Raw genomic sequence first — 16,069 nt, 5'->3', positions numbered from 1 at the left:
CAGCTGTACTCGTGCGTTTCCCCAGGTGGGAAACGGTACCCCGTCCTCTTTGAGGGCGGGGTTTGTTTTTTCTGGCATTCTGCCAGCCTTTCTTTCCTGAGTACGCAGGGTTTATGCGCAGCGACAATCTGGATGTTAAACTTTAGCCATTCCTTTATTTCGGGTGCATGCCTGTAATGGCTGAGGGAGCACACTATGCAACCCACCTACGCTCGTCTGGTAAAGCGCGCGGCGCTTGCGGCGACCATCCTGGCGACCTGTCTACTGTTCGTGAAAATTTTCGCCTGGTGGTATACCGGCTCCGTCAGCCTGCTGGCCGGCCTGGTCGACTCGCTGGTAGACATCGCCGCCTCGCTGACCAATCTTTTGGTGGTGCGCTATGCGCTACAGCCCGCTGACGCCAACCATACTTTTGGTCACGGCAAAGCGGAGTCGCTGGCGGCGCTGGCGCAAAGCATGTTTATCTCCGGTTCGGCGCTGTTCTTGTTTCTGACCGGGATTCAGCATCTGGCTTCGCCGAATGCGCTACGCGCGCCGCTGGTCGGGGTGGTGGTTACCGTGGTAGCGCTCTGTTCCACTCTGCTGCTGGTGGCGTTTCAGCGCTGGGTGGTGCGCCACACCCACAGCCAGGCGATTCGCGCCGATATGCTGCACTACCAGTCCGATGTGGTGATGAACGGCGCTATTCTGATTGCGCTGGCCTTAAGCAGCTACGGCTTCGCCCGCGCAGACGCGCTGTTCGCGTTAGGCATCGGTGCCTATATTCTCTACAGCGCGCTGCGCATGGGTTACGACGCCGTGCAGTCGCTGCTGGACCGCGCGCTGCCCGAAGAGGAGCACAACATTATTCTCAATCTGGCGCTGAACTGGCCGGGCGTAGAGGGCGTGCACGACGTGCGAACGCGCCAGTCAGGGCCGACGAAATTTATACAGCTGCATCTGGAGCTGGACGACGATTTACCGCTGGTGCAGGCGCATCGCGTAGCGGATCAGGTAGAGAAAGCGCTGCGTCAGCGTTTCCCTGGTTCGGACGTCATTATTCACCAGGATCCCTGTTCGGTCGTACCGATTGAACAGCAGAACTCACCCGGCTTTTAACCTGATTGAATCAGTTCCATCTATTTAAAATGACGAAGCGCTAACATTACTGCAAAAAATTTAGTGAAAACTTGTCTGACCTGAATCAATTCAGCTGCAAGCCTTTGATATACTATCTGCCATCACGGGTCGCGCATAGGGTAAGCCGTTTGACGGCGCACGACAGGCAGGATTAACTTTTCGTTTTAACAATCCAGAGGTTGTCATGATCAAAAAAATTGGTGTATTGACCAGCGGCGGCGACGCCCCCGGCATGAACGCAGCCATTCGCGGCGTTGTGCGCTCAGCGCTGAGCGAAGGACTGGAAGTTTTTGGTATCTATGACGGCTATCTGGGATTGTACGAAGACCGGATGATCAACCTCGACCGCTACAGCGTGTCGGATATGATTAACCGCGGCGGTACCTTCCTGGGCTCGGCGCGTTTTCCCGAGTTCCGCAATGACGAAGTACGTCAGGTCGCCATTGAGAATATGAAAAAGCGCGGCATCGACGCGCTGGTGGTTATCGGCGGCGACGGCTCCTATATGGGCGCAAAGCGTCTGACCGAAATGGGCTTCCCCTGCATTGGTCTGCCGGGCACCATCGATAACGACGTAGCGGGCACTGACTACACCATCGGCTACTTCACCGCGCTGGAAACCGTGGTGGAGGCGATCGACCGCCTGCGCGACACCTCTTCTTCGCACCAGCGCATCTCTATTGTCGAGGTGATGGGCCGCTACTGTGGTGACCTGACCCTGGCGGCGGCGATTGCCGGCGGCTGCGAATTTATCGTGCTGCCGGAAATCCCCTATACCCGCGAAGAGCTGGTGATGGAGATTAAAGCGGGCATCGCGAAAGGCAAAAAGCACGCGATCGTGGCGATCACCGAGCATATCTGTGATATCGACGATCTGGCGAAGTACATCGAAGCGGAAACCAAACGCGAAACGCGCGCGACCGTTCTTGGTCATATTCAGCGCGGCGGTGCGCCTTGCGCTTACGACCGTATCCTCGCTTCACGCATGGGTGCCTATGCGATTGAGCTGCTGCTGCAGGGCTACGGCGGCCGCTGCGTCGGCATCCAGAACGAGAAGATGGTGCATCACGACATCATCGACGCTATCGAAAACATGAAGCGTCCGTTTAAGCGCGACTGGCTGGAAACCGCGAAAAAACTCTACTGATCCGCTTCGGTAATCAGGCGCGTCCGTCGGGCGCGCCTTTGTTATAACCATCTATATTCCTGCCAGTTATAAATGCTTATTTTTAATTCTTTTAGCTCTAAAATGGTTTATGTCACGCTACCGGCCTGATGACATCGGGAGCGTGCATAATGAACAAGTGGAGTATCGGTATTACCCTTCTGCTGGCCTCTGCCAGCGTTCTGGCAAAGGATTACCAGCTGTTAAACGTCTCTTACGATCCGACGCGCGAGCTGTACGAGCAGTACAATAAAGCCTTTGCAGCCCACTATAAGCAGGAAACCGGCGATAACGTGGTGATCCGCCAGTCGCACGGCGGCTCAGGCAAACAGGCTACCTCCGTGATCAACGGCATTCGCGCCGATGTCGTGACCCTGGCGCTGCAATCCGATGTCGATGCCATTGCCGAACGCGGCCGCATTGACAAGAACTGGCTCAAGCGTCTGCCCGACAACTCCGCGCCTTATACCTCCACCATTGTTTTCCTGGTGCGAAAAGGCAACCCGAAAGGCATTCACGACTGGCCAGATTTAGTTAAGCCAGGGGTTTCCGTTATCACCCCGAATCCAAAGACCTCAGGCGGCGCGCGCTGGAACTATCTGGCGGCATGGGGCTGGGCGCTGGATCAGAACAACGGCGACCAGGCGAAGGCGCTGGCCTACGTAAAAGCGCTGTTTAAAAACGTCGAAGTTCAGGACTCCGGCGCACGCGGTGCAACCAATACCTTTGTTGAACGCGGTATCGGCGACGTGCTGATCGCCTGGGAAAATGAAGCCTACCTGGCGGTCGATAAGCTGGGTAAAGACAAGTTTGAAATCGTAACGCCGAGCGAATCCATTCTGGCGGAGCCGACCGTTTCCGTCGTGGATAAAGTGGTGGACGGCCAGGGCACGCGTAAAGTTGCGGACGCCTATCTGAAATATCTCTACTCGCCGGAAGGCCAGACTATCGCCGCGCAAAACTACTACCGCCCACGCGATGCGGAAGTGGCGAAGAAATTCGCCAGTACCTTCGCGCCGGTGAAGCTGTTTACCGTCGATAATAAGTTTGGTGGCTGGACACAGGCGCAGAAGACGCACTTTGCCGACGGCGGCACCTACGATCAGGTGATGAAGCCTTAATCGCGCAAGCGCAGTGAAGACGGTCAGCTACCATGCTGGCCGTTTTTATTTGTGCGTGACATTGCGTGGTCGCCAGGCGAGGATGCAAAAAAAAAATCGGAAAGAGGGGCTTTGCTATGCAGGAACGTCGCCGTGCGCTGGGCCTGATTGCGCTGCTGCTGTTGATCCTGATAAGCGGTTTAGTCGTTGCCGCCCTCCACCTGCATAAAAGCAGCGATGCGCTGTGGCACATCGTCAGCGAAAAGTGCGAGCCGAATCAGCGCGCAACGGGCGCGCCCGCCCCCTGTCAGCGCGTCGAGCTTGAGCAGGGCTATGCGCTGCTCAAAGATCTCAACGGGCCGCTGCAGTATCTGCTGATCCCGCTGGCGAAAATCAGCGGGATGGAAAGCCCGGCGCTGCTCGACCCCGCGACGCCCAATTTCTTTGCCTTCGCCTGGCAGGCGCGTGCGCAGCTGGCGGCAAAGCGCGGCGCGCCCATTCCCGACAGCGCGCTGTCGCTGGCGATCAACGCCGAGTATGGCCGCACCCAGAATCAGCTGCATATCCATATCTCCTGCCTGCGTCCCGACGTACGCCGCTCGCTGGACCGTCTCGCGCCCGCGCTTTCAGACCGCTGGCAGGAGGAGAAGCTGCTTCAGCACCCTTACCAGATACGCGCGCTCACGCTGCCCGAGCTGACGCAGCAGAGCCTGTTTATCCGCGTGGCGAACGAGATCCCCAACGCGGGCAGCGAAATGGGCAAATATGGCCTGGCGCTGGCGGCGCTGCCGGATGGACGCCTGGCAATAATGGCGCTGGCGCGCAACTGGCTGTTGCTAAACCGGGGATCGGCAGAGGAGCTGCAGGACCACAGCTGCGGGATATTGCGGCAATAAAAAAGGCGGCCTGAAGGCCGCCTTTTCTGCGTATCGAAGGTTACGCTTTTTTCGCTTCTGCCGCTGCCTTAACGATAACGGCGAAGGCGTCAGCCTTCAGTGAGGCACCGCCAACCAGCGCGCCGTCGATGTCCGGCTGGGTGAAGAGTTCAGCCGCGTTCTTGTCGTTAACGGAGCCGCCGTACTGAATGATCACCTGCTCGGCGACCGCAGCGTCTTTTTTCGCGATGTGCTGGCGAATAAATTTGTGCACCGCCTGCGCCTGCGCCGGGGTCGCTGATTTGCCGGTGCCGATAGCCCAGACCGGCTCATAGGCGATAACCGCGCCGTTAAAGGCTTCCGCGCCCTGAGTTTCCAGCACCGCGTCGATCTGGCGCGCGCAGACTTCTTCCGTCTGGCCCGCTTCGTTTTCCGCTTCGGTTTCACCAATGCACAGCACCGGCACCAGGCCTGCCGCTTTCAGCACGGCGAATTTCTTCGCGATGAACTCGTCGCTCTCTTTGTGGTAGGTACGACGTTCAGAGTGACCGATAATGATATATTTCGCGCCGATATCTTTCAGCATGTCCGCGGAGGTTTCGCCGGTAAAAGCGCCGGAGAGGTTGACGTCGACGTTCTGCGCGCCCAGGGCGATATGGCTGCCGGAGATGGCGTGTTTCGCCTGGTCGAGGTAGATAGCCGGCGGGGCGATCGCCACGCCGCAGCCGTCAACGCCGGAGAGCGCTTTGCGCAGGCCTTCGATCAGCTCGCCTGTCATCTGCTTGCTGCCATTCAGTTTCCAGTTACCCATAACCAATGGATGTCGCATTCTATCCTCCGCGTTACGCGATTCATTAAATTGCACTGCCAGCAGGCAGCGTAGACTGCCAGACAGTATAGAGATCTATCAGGTTAATGGCTTTGCTTTTCGTCATTTTTGCCGCCCTGATCGGCAGGCGGCAGCGCCAGTTTTATTGGCTCGATAGCGAAGGTCAGACCCTTGTCGCCGTTGTCCGCCACCACGAAGCGCAGCGCGCCTTCTGTGCGGGAAAAATAGCGCGCGCCTTTGCCTTCGCTCAGCAGCGCGTTGAGCTTTTTCCGCGCTTCGTCCGGCGTAAGGCCGGGTACGAAAAAGCGCAGCAGCGCCGTCATATAGGCCATCGCCTTCTCCTGCGACGCTTTCTGATCCGGGCCCGGCACCGGCAGCCAGGTAAGCTGCAGCGTTTTCACTTTTCCGGTTCCCTGCTCCAGCGCGGTAGAGGCGTAGAGGGTTTCGCTGATTTTGCTCGCCGCGCGCGTCAGGCGACTGCTGTCGTTCCTGTTATCGATGGCACGATACTCCATCAGCGGCAGGTCGGCGTTGGCGGCGTTATACCGTTCGCGGAACTGGCCGATGGTCATATCAAAGGTAGGCGCGCCCGCCAGCAGGTAGGGTGCGGCAGGCACGGATTCACTGCGCTCGCGCAGCGGGGGATCGGCGGCAAATGCCGGGGCCGTTAGCGCAAGGCTCAGCAGCAGCGCGCCAGGCAAATTCTTCATTTCGTTGGCTCGACCAGTAAACTCTGCGCCAAATTAGAACGGGTTTTACCTGTGAAAGTCAAAAGCGCGACGGGCAAAATTCGTCCCCGACATAAGAATTAACGCATCGCAGCCAGCTTACCAGTAGTGCTCGCTGGTGATATGCCCCGGTTTACGCTTCAGATGCTTACGCATATCGCGCGTCTCTTTCAGCATCTGCTGGGTATCGCGCACCATCTGCGGGTTGCCGCACAGCATAATATGGCCCGACTCCGCCTCTATCGGCAGGCCGACCGCGCGCTCCAGTTCGCCGCTTTCGATCAGCGCCGGTACGCGGCCGGTGAGCGAGCCCGCTGCGTTTTCACGGCTCACCACCGTCTGAATGCGCAGCTTGCCGTTGTAGATCTGCTGCAGCGACTGCATCAGCGGCAGGTAGCTGAGATCTGCGGCGTAGCGCACCGCGTGTACCAGCACGATATGGTCGAAGCGATCCAGCCCTTCGCCCTGTTGCAGAATAGAGAGGTAAGGCCCAATCGCCGTGCCGGTCGCCAGCATCCACAGGGTTTTGCACGGCGGGATCTCATCCAGCACAAAAAAACCGGCGGCCTCTTTGGTTACCATCAGGGTGTCGCCTGGTCTGAGCGCGTGCAGACGCGGGCTCAGTTTGCCTTCTGGCACCGTGACCAGATAGAACTCCAGCAGCGGATCGCTGGGGGCGTTAACGTAAGAGTAGGCGCGCTGCACGCGTTCGCCGTCGATCTCCAGCGCCAGCTTGGCGAACTGACCGGCGGTAAACGCATCGATCGGCGCATGCACCCGCAGACTGAACAGCGCGTCCGTCCAGTTCTTCACTTCCTTTACTTGCGCATTGACCCATTCAGCCATCATTACTCTCCTGGTCGTTGATTTTTCAGGCACAGTGTTATCATCGCGGCTGCGCGGCGCTTTTTCCACCCGCGCGCCGGTTTTTTGGCTCTAATCGACAAATGCGCCGCACGTCTCAACACGCCGTTGCCCGCGGTTGACAAGGTGGTACGAAAACTTGACGCCCTTCACGTCGACCTCTTTACGTCCCTCTCTCGATTTGTCACGTAATCCTGATATTTTTCCCGCCATAAACCCGATGCAGCGCCTTTTGCTGCTGAATTCATTTTATTTCCCAGACTGAGATGTCGATGAAGAAGATAGAAAATCGGCCGCTGCTGCTGATGTTGATTTTAATGCTGGCGGTTGGACAGATGGCGCAGACGATCTATGTCCCGGCGATGGCCGAGATGGCTGACGCCCTTGGCGTGCACGACGGCACGCTGCAGCGCGTGATGGCGGCCTATCTGATGACCTATGGCGGATCGCAGTTGATCTACGGCCCGCTCTCTGACAGCATCGGTCGTCGTCCGGTGATCCTCGCCGGCATGACGATCTTTATGATCGGTGCCGTCACCGCGATGCTGGCGCCGTCGCTGAACATACTGGTGCTGGGCAGCGCCATTCAGGGGCTGGGCACCGGCGTCGCGGGCGTGATGGCGCGCACCATGCCGCGCGACCTCTATTCGGGCGTCGCGCTGCGTCAGGCCAATAGCCTGCTCAATATGGGGCTGCTGGTCAGCCCGCTGCTGGCACCGGTGATCGGCGCGCTGCTGACGAAGCTGTTTGGCTGGCACGCCTGTTTCGCCTTCCTGCTGCTGCTCTGCTTCTCAGTGACCGGCGCGATGATGCGCTGGCTGCCGGAGACGCGCCCGCAAGGCGGCGAAGTCACGCCTTTTTTCCGCCGCTATCAGCGGCTGCTGCGCGACGCCAGCTTTGTGCGCTTTATTGTGCTGCTGATCGGCGCGCTGGCGGGGATTGCGGTATTCGAGGCGAGCTGCGGCGTGCTGCTGGGCGGGGTGCTGGGACTGGATGCCGTGACCGTCAGCATTCTGTTTATTCTGCCGATCCCCGCCGCCTTTTTCGGCGCCTGGTTTGCCGGACGCGAAGCGCGCTCCTGGCATAGCCTGATGTGGATCGGCATCAACAGCTGCCTGCTGGCGGGCGCGCTGATGTGGCTCCCGGCGTGGTTCGGCATGATGAATATCTGGACGCTGCTGGTGCCCGCCGCGCTCTTTTTCTTCGGCGCGGGCATGCTGTTTCCGCTGGCGACCTCCGGCGCGATGGAGCCCTACGCGTGGCTGGCGGGCAGCGCCGGTGCGCTGATTGGGGGATTGCAAAATCTGGGATCGGGCGTGGTGGCCTGGGCGTCGGCACTGCTGCCGCAGCGCGACCAGTTCAGCCTGGGCATGCTGATGTTCGCTACCGCGCTGGTGATGCTGCTGTGCTGGCTGCCGCTGTCGCGACAGCCAGAAGGTCAGCGCGACACGGTTACAGGATAAAGGGATGCAGCGCCGCGTCTTTGCGGTCCAGATAGTGGATCGACTGGATGCGGCGGATAGTGCGCGATTTGCCGCGTATCAGCAGGGTTTCGCTGGTGGCGATATTGCCCTGGCGCGTAATTCCCTTCAGCAGGTCGCCGCTGGTAATGCCGGTGGCGGCGAAGATCACGTTGTCGTTGCGCGCCATACGCGCCAGCGGTAACACCTCGCCCGCTTTAATACCCATCTCGTCGCAGCGCGCCAGCTCCTGCTCGCCGATGCGGCGATTCTCTTCGCTCTCGCCTTTAACCTCATGACGCGGCAGCAGACGGCCCTGCATATCGCCATCCAGCGCGCGGATTACCGCCGCCGACACCACGCCTTCCGGCGCGCCGCCAATGCCGTAGAGCACGTCCACCTCGCTGTCAGGCATACAGGTAAGGATAGAGGCCGCCACGTCGCCGTCGGGGAAGGCGAAGACGCGCACGCCAAGCTGCTGCAGCTGGGCGATAACGGCGTCGTGGCGCGGTTTCGCCAGAATGGAGACCGTCAGCTGCGCCAGCGGCTTATCCAGCGCTGCGGCGATATTGCGCAGATTGGTTTCCAGCGGAAGGTTGAGATCGATATGGCCGCGCGCCGCCGGACCGACAATCAGCTTCTCCATATACATATCAGGCGCGTGAAGAAAGCTGCCCTTGTCCCCGACCGCCAGCACCGCCAGCGCGTTGGCCTGGCCCATTGCGGTCATGCGCGTGCCTTCGATGGGATCGACGGCGATATCGACCGCGTCACCGCGTCCGCTACCGACCTTCTCGCCGATATAGAGCATCGGCGCTTCGTCAATCTCGCCTTCGCCAATCACAATCTGGCCGTCGATATCGATGGTATTCAGGACGTGTCGCATCGCGTGGACGGCAGCGCCGTCGGCGCTGTTTTTGTCGCCGCGTCCCAGCCAGCGATAGCCAGCTAACGCCGCCGCTTCGGTCACGCGGGAAAATTCTATGGCAAGTTCTCGTTTCATGGCCTGCACCTGCTGAAAAAAGGGCAGTGTAGCATAGCGCGGAAGGGCAAAAAAAAGCCCGCGACAGCGTCGCGGGCCCGGAAGGCTGAGAGGGGTGCCGGCGGTGGCTGGCACGCTCTCCTGTTACTCGTCGTGCTCTTCCCACGCCTGCGCGCGCGCCACGGCTTTTTTCCAGCCAGCGTAGCGGACGTTGCGTTCGGTGGTTTCGATGCTCGGACGGAATTCGCGCTCGATAACCGCTTTGGCGCGCACCTCTTCGAGGTCGTTCCAGAAACCTACCGCCAGACCGGCCAGATAGGCCGCGCCCAGCGCGGTCACTTCGCGCACTTCCGGACGCTCAACGCGCGTGCCGAGAATGTCCGACTGGAACTGCATCAGGAAGTTGTTCGCTACCGCGCCGCCATCCACGCGCAGCGACTGCAGGCGGGTGTCGGCGTCGTTCTGCATCGCTTCCAGCACGTCGCGCGTCTGGTAGGCGATTGACTCCAGGGTGGCGCGAATAATGTGGTTGGCGTTAGCGCCGCGCGTCAGGCCGAAAATTGCGCCGCGCGCATAGGGGTCCCAGTAGGGCGCGCCCAGGCCGGTGAAGGCTGGCACCATATAAACGCCGTTGGTATCTTTTACCTTAAGCGCAAAGTACTCGGAGTCGGTGGAGTCGCTGATCAGCTTCATCTCGTCGCGCAGCCACTGAATAGAGGCGCCGCCGATAAACACGGCGCCTTCCAGCGCGTAGTTCACTTCGCCGCGCGGGCCGCAGGCGATGGTGGTCAGCAGGCCGTGCGAAGAGGTCACTGCTTCGGTGCCGGTGTTCATCAGCATAAAGCAGCCGGTGCCGTAGGTGTTTTTCGCCATGCCCGGCTGAACGCAAAGCTGGCCGTAGAGCGCCGCCTGCTGGTCGCCTGCGATACCGGCGATCGGAATACGCGTGCCGCCTTTACCGCCGATGTTGGTCTGGCCGTAAACCTCTGAAGAGCCTTTAACTTCCGGCAGCATTTCACGCGGAATGTCGAGGATCTCCAGCATGCGCTGATCCCATTCCAGCTTGTGAATGTTGTACATCATGGTACGAGAGGCGTTGGTATGATCGGTAATATGCACGCGTCCTTGGGTCATTTTCCATACCAGCCAGGTATCGACGGTGCCGAACAGCAGCTCGCCACGCTTCGCGCGTTCGCGCGCCCCTTCGACATGGTCGAGGATCCACTTCACCTTGGTGCCGGAGAAGTAGGGGTTAATCACCAGGCCGGTGGTGTGCTGGATATACTCTTCCAGACCCTCTTTTTTCAGTTTGTTGCAGTAGTCCGCGGTGCGCGGATCCTGCCACACGATGGCGTTATAGATCGGCTTGCCGGTCTCTTTGTCCCAGACAATAGCGGTTTCGCGCTGGTTGGTGATGCCGATTGCGGCAATCTCATCGGAACGGATGTCGGCGTGCGCCAGCACCTCTACCAGCGTAGAGCTCTGCGAAGCCCAGATATCCATCGGGTCATGTTCAACCCAGCCAGCCTTCGGGTAGATCTGGGTAAATTCACGCTGCGATACCGCAACGATATTGGCGTCGTGATCCAGCACGACGGCACGTGAGCTGGTAGTGCCCTGGTCGAGCGCAACAATATATTTTTTATCAGTGGTAGTTGTCATAATGCATTCCCGATGAAAAGGTGAAACTTACGCTTTACGCTGCTCAGCGCGTGCGACCGGTTTTTCTGTTTTGCTGGTGACCAGTACGGCGCCAGGCAGGTGGCGGCCAATCAGTGCGCGATAGCCGAAGGCGCCCAGGCAGGCTCCCACTAACGGGCCAAAGATCGGTACCAGGAAGTAGGGGATATCTTTACCGCCCGTGAAGGCCACGTTACCCCAACCCGCAAAGAAGGCGAACAGCTTGGGTCCGAAATCACGCGCCGGGTTCAGGGCGAAGCCGGTCAGCGGACCCATCGCGCCACCGATAACGGCGACCAGCAGGCCGATTAACAGCGGCGCCAGCGGACCACGGGGTACGCCGTTGCCATCGTCAGTCAGCGCCATGATGACCGCCATCAGCACTGCGGTGATCACCATTTCAACCAGGAACGCCTGGCCCACGCTGATATGCGGGTTAGGATAGGTAGAGAAGATACCGGCGAGATCCAGGCTCTGAACCGTGCCGCGCACCATCTGGTGGCTTTGCTCGTAATCGAAGAACAGATTGTAATAAAGGCCATAAACCAGCGCGGCAGCGCAGAACGCGCCCGCGACCTGCGCCAGGATATAAGGCACCACCTTGCGCCCTTCAAAGTTGGCGAACAGACAAAGCGCCACCGTGACGGCAGGGTTAAGATGGGCGCCCGAAACGCCAGCGGTAAGGTAGACGGCCATGGAGACGGCCAGTCCCCAGATAATACAGATTTCCCATTGTCCGAATGCGGCTCCGGCGACCTTCAGCGCGGCCACGCAGCCTGCGCCAAAAAAGATAATCAAGCCGGTACCGATGAATTCGGCGATGCATTGCCCTTTCAGTGTGTTCGATGTCTGACTCATAATGGTATTCCTGAAGCGAGGTTAAATTTTATCAGTTTTTGTTCTCAATCCATGAGTCACCCAGCTTTATTGTAGGGTTGATGTGAATTTATCGTTAACGAGCATAAACGAGAAATAGCGAAATCTAAATCTGTGTGCTGAGTCATAAAAATGCGCGTTTTCGCGCCTTTTCACTTTCATGAAACATCATTTCAACTTTTTGGCCGCCTCGGTTTTTCGCGGCGTACATGCGCAGCGGCAGCAGGCCAGGTATAAGCCGAAAAGTGTTACAGACTGCGCCCGCAGTGCCCGCGTCGCTGGACTTGCGCTATCAGGCTACATACAATCGGAAACATTGTTGCTGGCCTGGCTGATACAGGGCGTCACGCGCTAAGGCTGGCATCATCAACGCCCTGCGAGAATTTAGGAGAGGTCAGAAAGATGTCATTTGAAGTATTTGAGAAACTGGAAGCGAAAGTTCAGCAGGCGATTGATACCATCACCCTGCTGCAGATGGAAATCGAAGAGCTGAAAGAGCAGAACAACGCGCTGAAAAACGAAGCGCAACAGGCGGCGGGCAATCATGACTCGCTGGTGCGTGAAAATCAGCAGCTAAAGGAAGAGCAGCATCTGTGGCAGGATCGCCTGCGTGCACTGCTGGGAAAAATGGAAGAGGTGTAAGCGCCTCATTACTATGAAAAACGGGAGCGCATCGCTCCCGTTTTCGTTTTCGGCGTTACTCGATATCGAGCGGATCTTCTGAGAGGATAATGCCGGTATTGTCGGCGTAGAGATGGTCGCCGGAAAAGAAGGTGACGCCGCCGAAATTAACGCGCACGTCGCTCTCGCCGATGCCTTCACCCGCCGCGCCTGCCGGCACTGCGGCAATCGCCTGAATGCCGATCTCCAGCTCCTCCAGGTCGTCTACCTGACGCACAGAGCCGTAAACCACTAAGCCTTCCCATTCGCTTTCCACCGCCAGACGCGCCAGCTGCGCATCCACCAGCGCGCGACGCACCGAACCGCCGCCGTCAATCACCAGCACGCGGCCCCGGCCGTTCTCTTCCAGCAGATCGTAGAGCAGGCCGTTGTCTTCGAAACATTTCACTGTGGTTATCTGACCACCAAATGAGGTGCGGCCACCGAAGTTTGAAAAAAGCGGCTCAACAACGTTCACTTCTTCATGGTAGATGTCGCAGAGTTCAGAGGTATCGTATTTCATGGTGGTTCCATCTGTTTGCCACAGGAGCGGTAAGTATACCGCCAGTTGCGGATTGTTGGCAAAATCATCAGCGGAAAAAAAGGCGCTGCATCAGCAGCATGCAGAAAAAAAAAGCCCGGCGCAGTGGCCGGGCTTTGCGCAAGCGCATGGAAAAATAGAATTACAGGATAAAGCGGCTGAGATCTTCGTCCGCCACCAGTTCATCCAGGTGCTTGCTGACATATTCCGCGTCGATGGTGACAGAGTCGCCGTGACGATCGCTGGCGTCATAGGAGATATCTTCCATCAGACGCTCCAGCACGGTGTGCAAACGACGTGCGCCGATATTCTCGGTGGTCTCGTTAACCTGCCATGCCGCTTCGGCGATGCGGCGAATACCATCTTCGGTGAACTCGACGTTCACCCCTTCGGTGCCCATCAGCGCTTTGTACTGTACGGTCACAGAGGCGTTCGGCTCGGTGAGGATGCGCTCGAAATCGTTCACGGTCAGCGCCTGCAGCTCGACGCGAATCGGCAGACGGCCCTGCAGTTCCGGGATCAGATCTGACGGGCTGGCGACCTGGAAGGCGCCTGACGCGATAAACAGAATGTGATCGGTTTTCACCATGCCGTGCTTGGTTGATACGGTGCAGCCTTCCACCAGCGGCAGCAGATCGCGCTGTACGCCTTCGCGCGACACGTCCGGGCCGGACGACTGGCCGCGCTTACAGATTTTGTCGATCTCGTCGATAAACACGATGCCGTGCTGCTCGACCGCTTCGATCGCATCCTGCTTCAGCTCTTCCGGATTGACCAGCTTGGCCGCTTCTTCTTCAATCAGCAGCTTCATCGCATCTTTGATTTTCAGCTTGCGCGGCTTCTGCTTCTGGCCGCCCAGATTCTGGAACATCGACTGAAGCTGGTTGGTCATCTCTTCCATGCCCGGAGGCGCCATGATTTCGACGCCAGCCGGCGCGGCCGCGAGGTCGATCTCAATCTCTTTATCGTCCAGCTGGCCTTCGCGCAGCTTCTTGCGGAACGACTGGCGCGCGGCGGAGGGTTCGCTGCTCTGCTCCGGCTGGCCCCAGTTGTTCTTGGCAGGCGGGATCAGCACGTCGAGGATGCGCTCTTCCGCCATCTCTTCGGCACGGTATTTGTTCTTTTCTATCGCCTGGCTGCGCACCATTTTCACGGCGGCGTCGGTCAGGTCGCGAATAATTGAGTCGACTTCTTTACCGACGTAGCCCACTTCGGTGAACTTAGTCGCCTCTACCTTAATAAACGGCGCGTTGGCGAGCTTCGCCAGGCGACGGGCGATTTCGGTTTTACCGACGCCGGTCGGGCCGATCATCAGAATGTTTTTCGGCGTCACCTCGTGGCGCAGCTCTTCGTCGAGCTGCATACGACGCCAGCGGTTACGCAGCGCGATGGCCACAGCTTTTTTTGCGCCGTCCTGGCCGATAATAAAGCGATTCAGTTCGCTGACGATTTCGCGGGGAGTCATCTCAGACATCTTTAATCCTTACGCCCTGGACGGCAGTTCTTCGAAGTTAACATTGTGGTTAGTGTAGATGCAGATGTCGCCTGCGATATCTAAGGATTTCGCGACGATCTCATGCGCGCCCAGCTCGGTATTCTCCAGCAGCGCACGCGCTGCCGCCTGAGCGAAGGGGCCACCGGAACCAATGGCGATCAGATCGTTTTCGGGCTGGATGACGTCGCCGTTGCCGCTGATGATCAGCGAGGCGTTTTCATCAGCGACCGCCAGCAGCGCTTCCAGACGGCGCAGCATACGGTCGGTGCGCCAGTCTTTCGCCAGCTCGACGGCAGCTTTCACCAGGTGGCCCTGATGCATTTCCAGTTTACGTTCGAAGAGTTCAAAGAGCGTGAAGGCATCTGCAGTGCCGCCAGCGAAACCGGCAATTACTTTATCGTTGTAAAGACGACGCACTTTTTTCACGTTGCCTTTCATAACGGTATTGCCGAGCGTTGCCTGGCCATCACCGCCGATAACGACTCGTCCGTTGCGTCGTACGCTTACTATTGTTGTCACGGGCAGACCCCTTGTTGCAGTAGAAAAAAAGCGCCGCGCGGCAAGGCGCGGCGCATCATGCAACCAGATATGGGGCGGGTTTGGCGGGTTTCAACCCCCGACGGCGAGCGGAATACAGTTTGAATGGCCGTTGCCGCGCAGCCGCTTCAGCGTACTGTCGGCGGCGCTGCGATCCTTCAGCGGACCTATCACCACGCGATTCCAGCCACCGCCGGTGGTAATCCGGCTTTCGAAACCTTCGAACGCCAGACCGGCGCGTACCGATTCCGCCTGGTCGGTGCCTTTAAATGAACCGCACTGCACCATCCAGCGCTGCGAAGAGGCCGGTTTTTCCGCCGCTTTCTTCGCCGTCTCCTGCGCAGGTTCGCGCGTAACGGGCGCAGGCTGCTGCGTTTGAGGCTGAGTCTGGCGCGGCTGCGCCGCCGGACGCGTACTCGGCTGCTGCTGAGACTGATGTGTGGTCTGCGTCTGGCGCGCAGGCTGGCTCGGCTGCGTGGTTTGCGGCTGACGCGCCGGCGCGCTTTGCGGCGCCTGCTGTTGACGCGACTGCATCTGAAGCTGCTGCTGGCGCTGCAGGGTCTGCTGACGCTGCGCCGGCGTCTGTTCGTTCCACGGCACTTCGTTCAGCTGCGTCGGCGACTGGCGCATATCCGCCTGCATCTGCTCCAGCAGCTGGCGCTGTTCGTCGGTGAGCTGCGTGTGCGACTGGATCTCGCCGCCCGCCGAAGGTTCGGTTGGCGTCGGCACTGTGACCTGACGGTTCTCCAGCTCTTTAATGTATTTCCAGCGCTCTTCAGGCTTCGGCGGCAGACCGTTGCCGTTGGCTTTATGATCCGGGATCACCGGCACATCTTCTTTTTTATGATGCGCAAGGAACCATAAACCACCGGCAAAGGTCACCAGCACCGCAACGGCCAGTCCGATAAGAAGTTTGGAAACACCTGAACCGCCTTTGCTTTTCTTTCCACGGCTGGTGCTGCTTTTTTTGCGACGCGTCCCTGTTGAACGCCCGCGGCCTACATAATCTCTCTGTGCCACTCTCGTTCTGATACCCTTCAAAAAATCGTGCCAATGGGGCGAAAACGCCTGGAAAGACCGCCCGGCAAGGAGTCCGCCATGTTACTCAAGGGTTGGAACTTTGACCAGCAGTGTTCGCTTTAAGAATCTACTGAAAAT

Annotated in this window: 16 protein-coding genes; 6 read left to right on the top strand and 10 right to left on the bottom strand. The window is 58.8% G+C overall.

Annotated elements, in window-relative coordinates; all coding sequences use genetic code 11:
* Nucleotides 1–195: 195 nt before the first annotated feature.
* The 4 genes from fieF to LB453_RS21510 all read left to right on the top strand — a co-directional run bounded on the left by fieF (nucleotide 196) and on the right by LB453_RS21510 (nucleotide 4,280).
* Nucleotides 196–1,098: a CDF family cation-efflux transporter FieF gene (gene fieF, locus LB453_RS21525; RefSeq protein ID WP_224481574.1), complete on the top strand. Its 903-nt coding sequence runs from the start codon at nucleotides 196–198 to the stop codon at nucleotides 1,096–1,098.
* Nucleotides 1,099–1,303: 205 nt separating this feature from the next.
* Nucleotides 1,304–2,266, top strand: coding sequence for a 6-phosphofructokinase (pfkA, locus tag LB453_RS21520; RefSeq protein WP_033754393.1), 963 nt, complete (start codon nucleotides 1,304–1,306; stop codon nucleotides 2,264–2,266).
* A gap of 149 nt (nucleotides 2,267–2,415) precedes the next feature.
* On the top strand, nucleotides 2,416–3,405 hold the full coding sequence (locus tag LB453_RS21515; protein ID WP_103797273.1) for a sulfate ABC transporter substrate-binding protein: 990 nt from the start codon (nucleotides 2,416–2,418) through the stop codon (nucleotides 3,403–3,405).
* A gap of 116 nt (nucleotides 3,406–3,521) precedes the next feature.
* Nucleotides 3,522–4,280, top strand: a complete 759-nt coding sequence (locus tag LB453_RS21510; RefSeq protein WP_103797272.1) for a CDP-diacylglycerol diphosphatase — start codon at nucleotides 3,522–3,524, stop codon at nucleotides 4,278–4,280.
* A 40-nt stretch (nucleotides 4,281–4,320) separates the two neighbouring features.
* Here the strand turns inward: LB453_RS21510 and tpiA are convergent, their stop codons facing one another.
* The 3 genes from tpiA to fpr form a co-directional block, all read right to left on the bottom strand.
* On the bottom strand, nucleotides 4,321–5,088 hold the full coding sequence (gene tpiA, locus LB453_RS21505) for a triose-phosphate isomerase (protein WP_033792844.1): 768 nt from the start codon (nucleotides 5,086–5,088) through the stop codon (nucleotides 4,321–4,323).
* 83 nt (nucleotides 5,089–5,171) lie between these two features.
* Entirely contained in the window at nucleotides 5,172–5,798 is a 627-nt protein-coding gene (locus LB453_RS21500; protein WP_103797271.1) for a DUF1454 family protein, read from the bottom strand.
* Nucleotides 5,799–5,915: 117 nt separating this feature from the next.
* Nucleotides 5,916–6,662 (bottom strand): ferredoxin--NADP(+) reductase, encoded by a 747-nt coding sequence (gene fpr / locus LB453_RS21495; RefSeq protein ID WP_103797309.1) that lies wholly within the window; start codon nucleotides 6,660–6,662, stop codon nucleotides 5,916–5,918.
* A 290-nt stretch (nucleotides 6,663–6,952) separates the two neighbouring features.
* On the opposite strand from fpr, the gene emrD reads away from it, so the two are divergent.
* Nucleotides 6,953–8,143, top strand: a complete 1,191-nt coding sequence (gene emrD / locus LB453_RS21490) for a multidrug efflux MFS transporter EmrD (protein ID WP_146053868.1) — start codon at nucleotides 6,953–6,955, stop codon at nucleotides 8,141–8,143.
* Here the strand turns inward: emrD and glpX are convergent.
* The 3 genes from glpX to LB453_RS21475 all read right to left on the bottom strand — a co-directional run bounded on the left by glpX (nucleotide 8,133) and on the right by LB453_RS21475 (nucleotide 11,660).
* Nucleotides 8,133–9,143, bottom strand: coding sequence for a class II fructose-bisphosphatase (gene glpX, locus LB453_RS21485; RefSeq protein ID WP_103797308.1), 1,011 nt, complete (start codon nucleotides 9,141–9,143; stop codon nucleotides 8,133–8,135). The two genes, emrD and glpX, sit on opposite strands and share 11 nt — an antisense overlap.
* A 123-nt stretch (nucleotides 9,144–9,266) precedes the next feature.
* A complete protein-coding gene (gene glpK, locus LB453_RS21480; RefSeq protein ID WP_103797269.1) occupies nucleotides 9,267–10,784 on the bottom strand; it encodes a glycerol kinase GlpK in 1,518 nt (505 codons plus the stop codon).
* Nucleotides 10,785–10,811: 27 nt separating this feature from the next.
* Nucleotides 10,812–11,660, bottom strand: a complete 849-nt coding sequence (locus LB453_RS21475; protein WP_103797268.1) for an MIP/aquaporin family protein — start codon at nucleotides 11,658–11,660, stop codon at nucleotides 10,812–10,814.
* Nucleotides 11,661–12,080: 420 nt separating this feature from the next.
* Between LB453_RS21475 and zapB the strand changes: the two genes are divergently transcribed.
* Nucleotides 12,081–12,320, top strand: coding sequence for a cell division protein ZapB (gene zapB / locus LB453_RS21470; protein WP_033754422.1), 240 nt, complete (start codon nucleotides 12,081–12,083; stop codon nucleotides 12,318–12,320).
* Nucleotides 12,321–12,375: 55 nt separating this feature from the next.
* On the opposite strand, the gene rraA is transcribed toward zapB, so the two are convergent.
* The 4 genes from rraA to ftsN form a co-directional block, all read right to left on the bottom strand.
* Nucleotides 12,376–12,861, bottom strand: a complete 486-nt coding sequence (gene rraA, locus LB453_RS21465) for a ribonuclease E activity regulator RraA (RefSeq protein WP_033754424.1) — start codon at nucleotides 12,859–12,861, stop codon at nucleotides 12,376–12,378.
* Nucleotides 12,862–13,021: 160 nt separating this feature from the next.
* Nucleotides 13,022–14,353, bottom strand: coding sequence for an HslU--HslV peptidase ATPase subunit (gene hslU / locus LB453_RS21460; protein WP_033754427.1), 1,332 nt, complete (start codon nucleotides 14,351–14,353; stop codon nucleotides 13,022–13,024).
* Nucleotides 14,354–14,362: 9 nt separating this feature from the next.
* Entirely contained in the window at nucleotides 14,363–14,893 is a 531-nt protein-coding gene (hslV, locus tag LB453_RS21455) for an ATP-dependent protease subunit HslV (protein WP_103797267.1), read from the bottom strand.
* 90 nt (nucleotides 14,894–14,983) lie between these two features.
* The gene (gene ftsN, locus LB453_RS21450; protein ID WP_103797266.1) at nucleotides 14,984–15,931 is read right to left on the bottom strand and encodes a cell division protein FtsN; all 948 of its coding nucleotides are present in this window, start codon (nucleotides 15,929–15,931) and stop codon (nucleotides 14,984–14,986) included.
* Between the last annotated feature and the right edge of the window lie 138 nt (nucleotides 15,932–16,069).

Source organism: Pantoea agglomerans, from assembly GCF_020149765.1.
In the GTDB taxonomy this organism is placed as follows: Bacteria; Pseudomonadota; Gammaproteobacteria; order Enterobacterales; family Enterobacteriaceae; genus Pantoea; species Pantoea alvi.
Note: the sequence above shows the minus strand (reverse complement) of the source record. Positions and strands in the feature narration are given on the sequence as shown.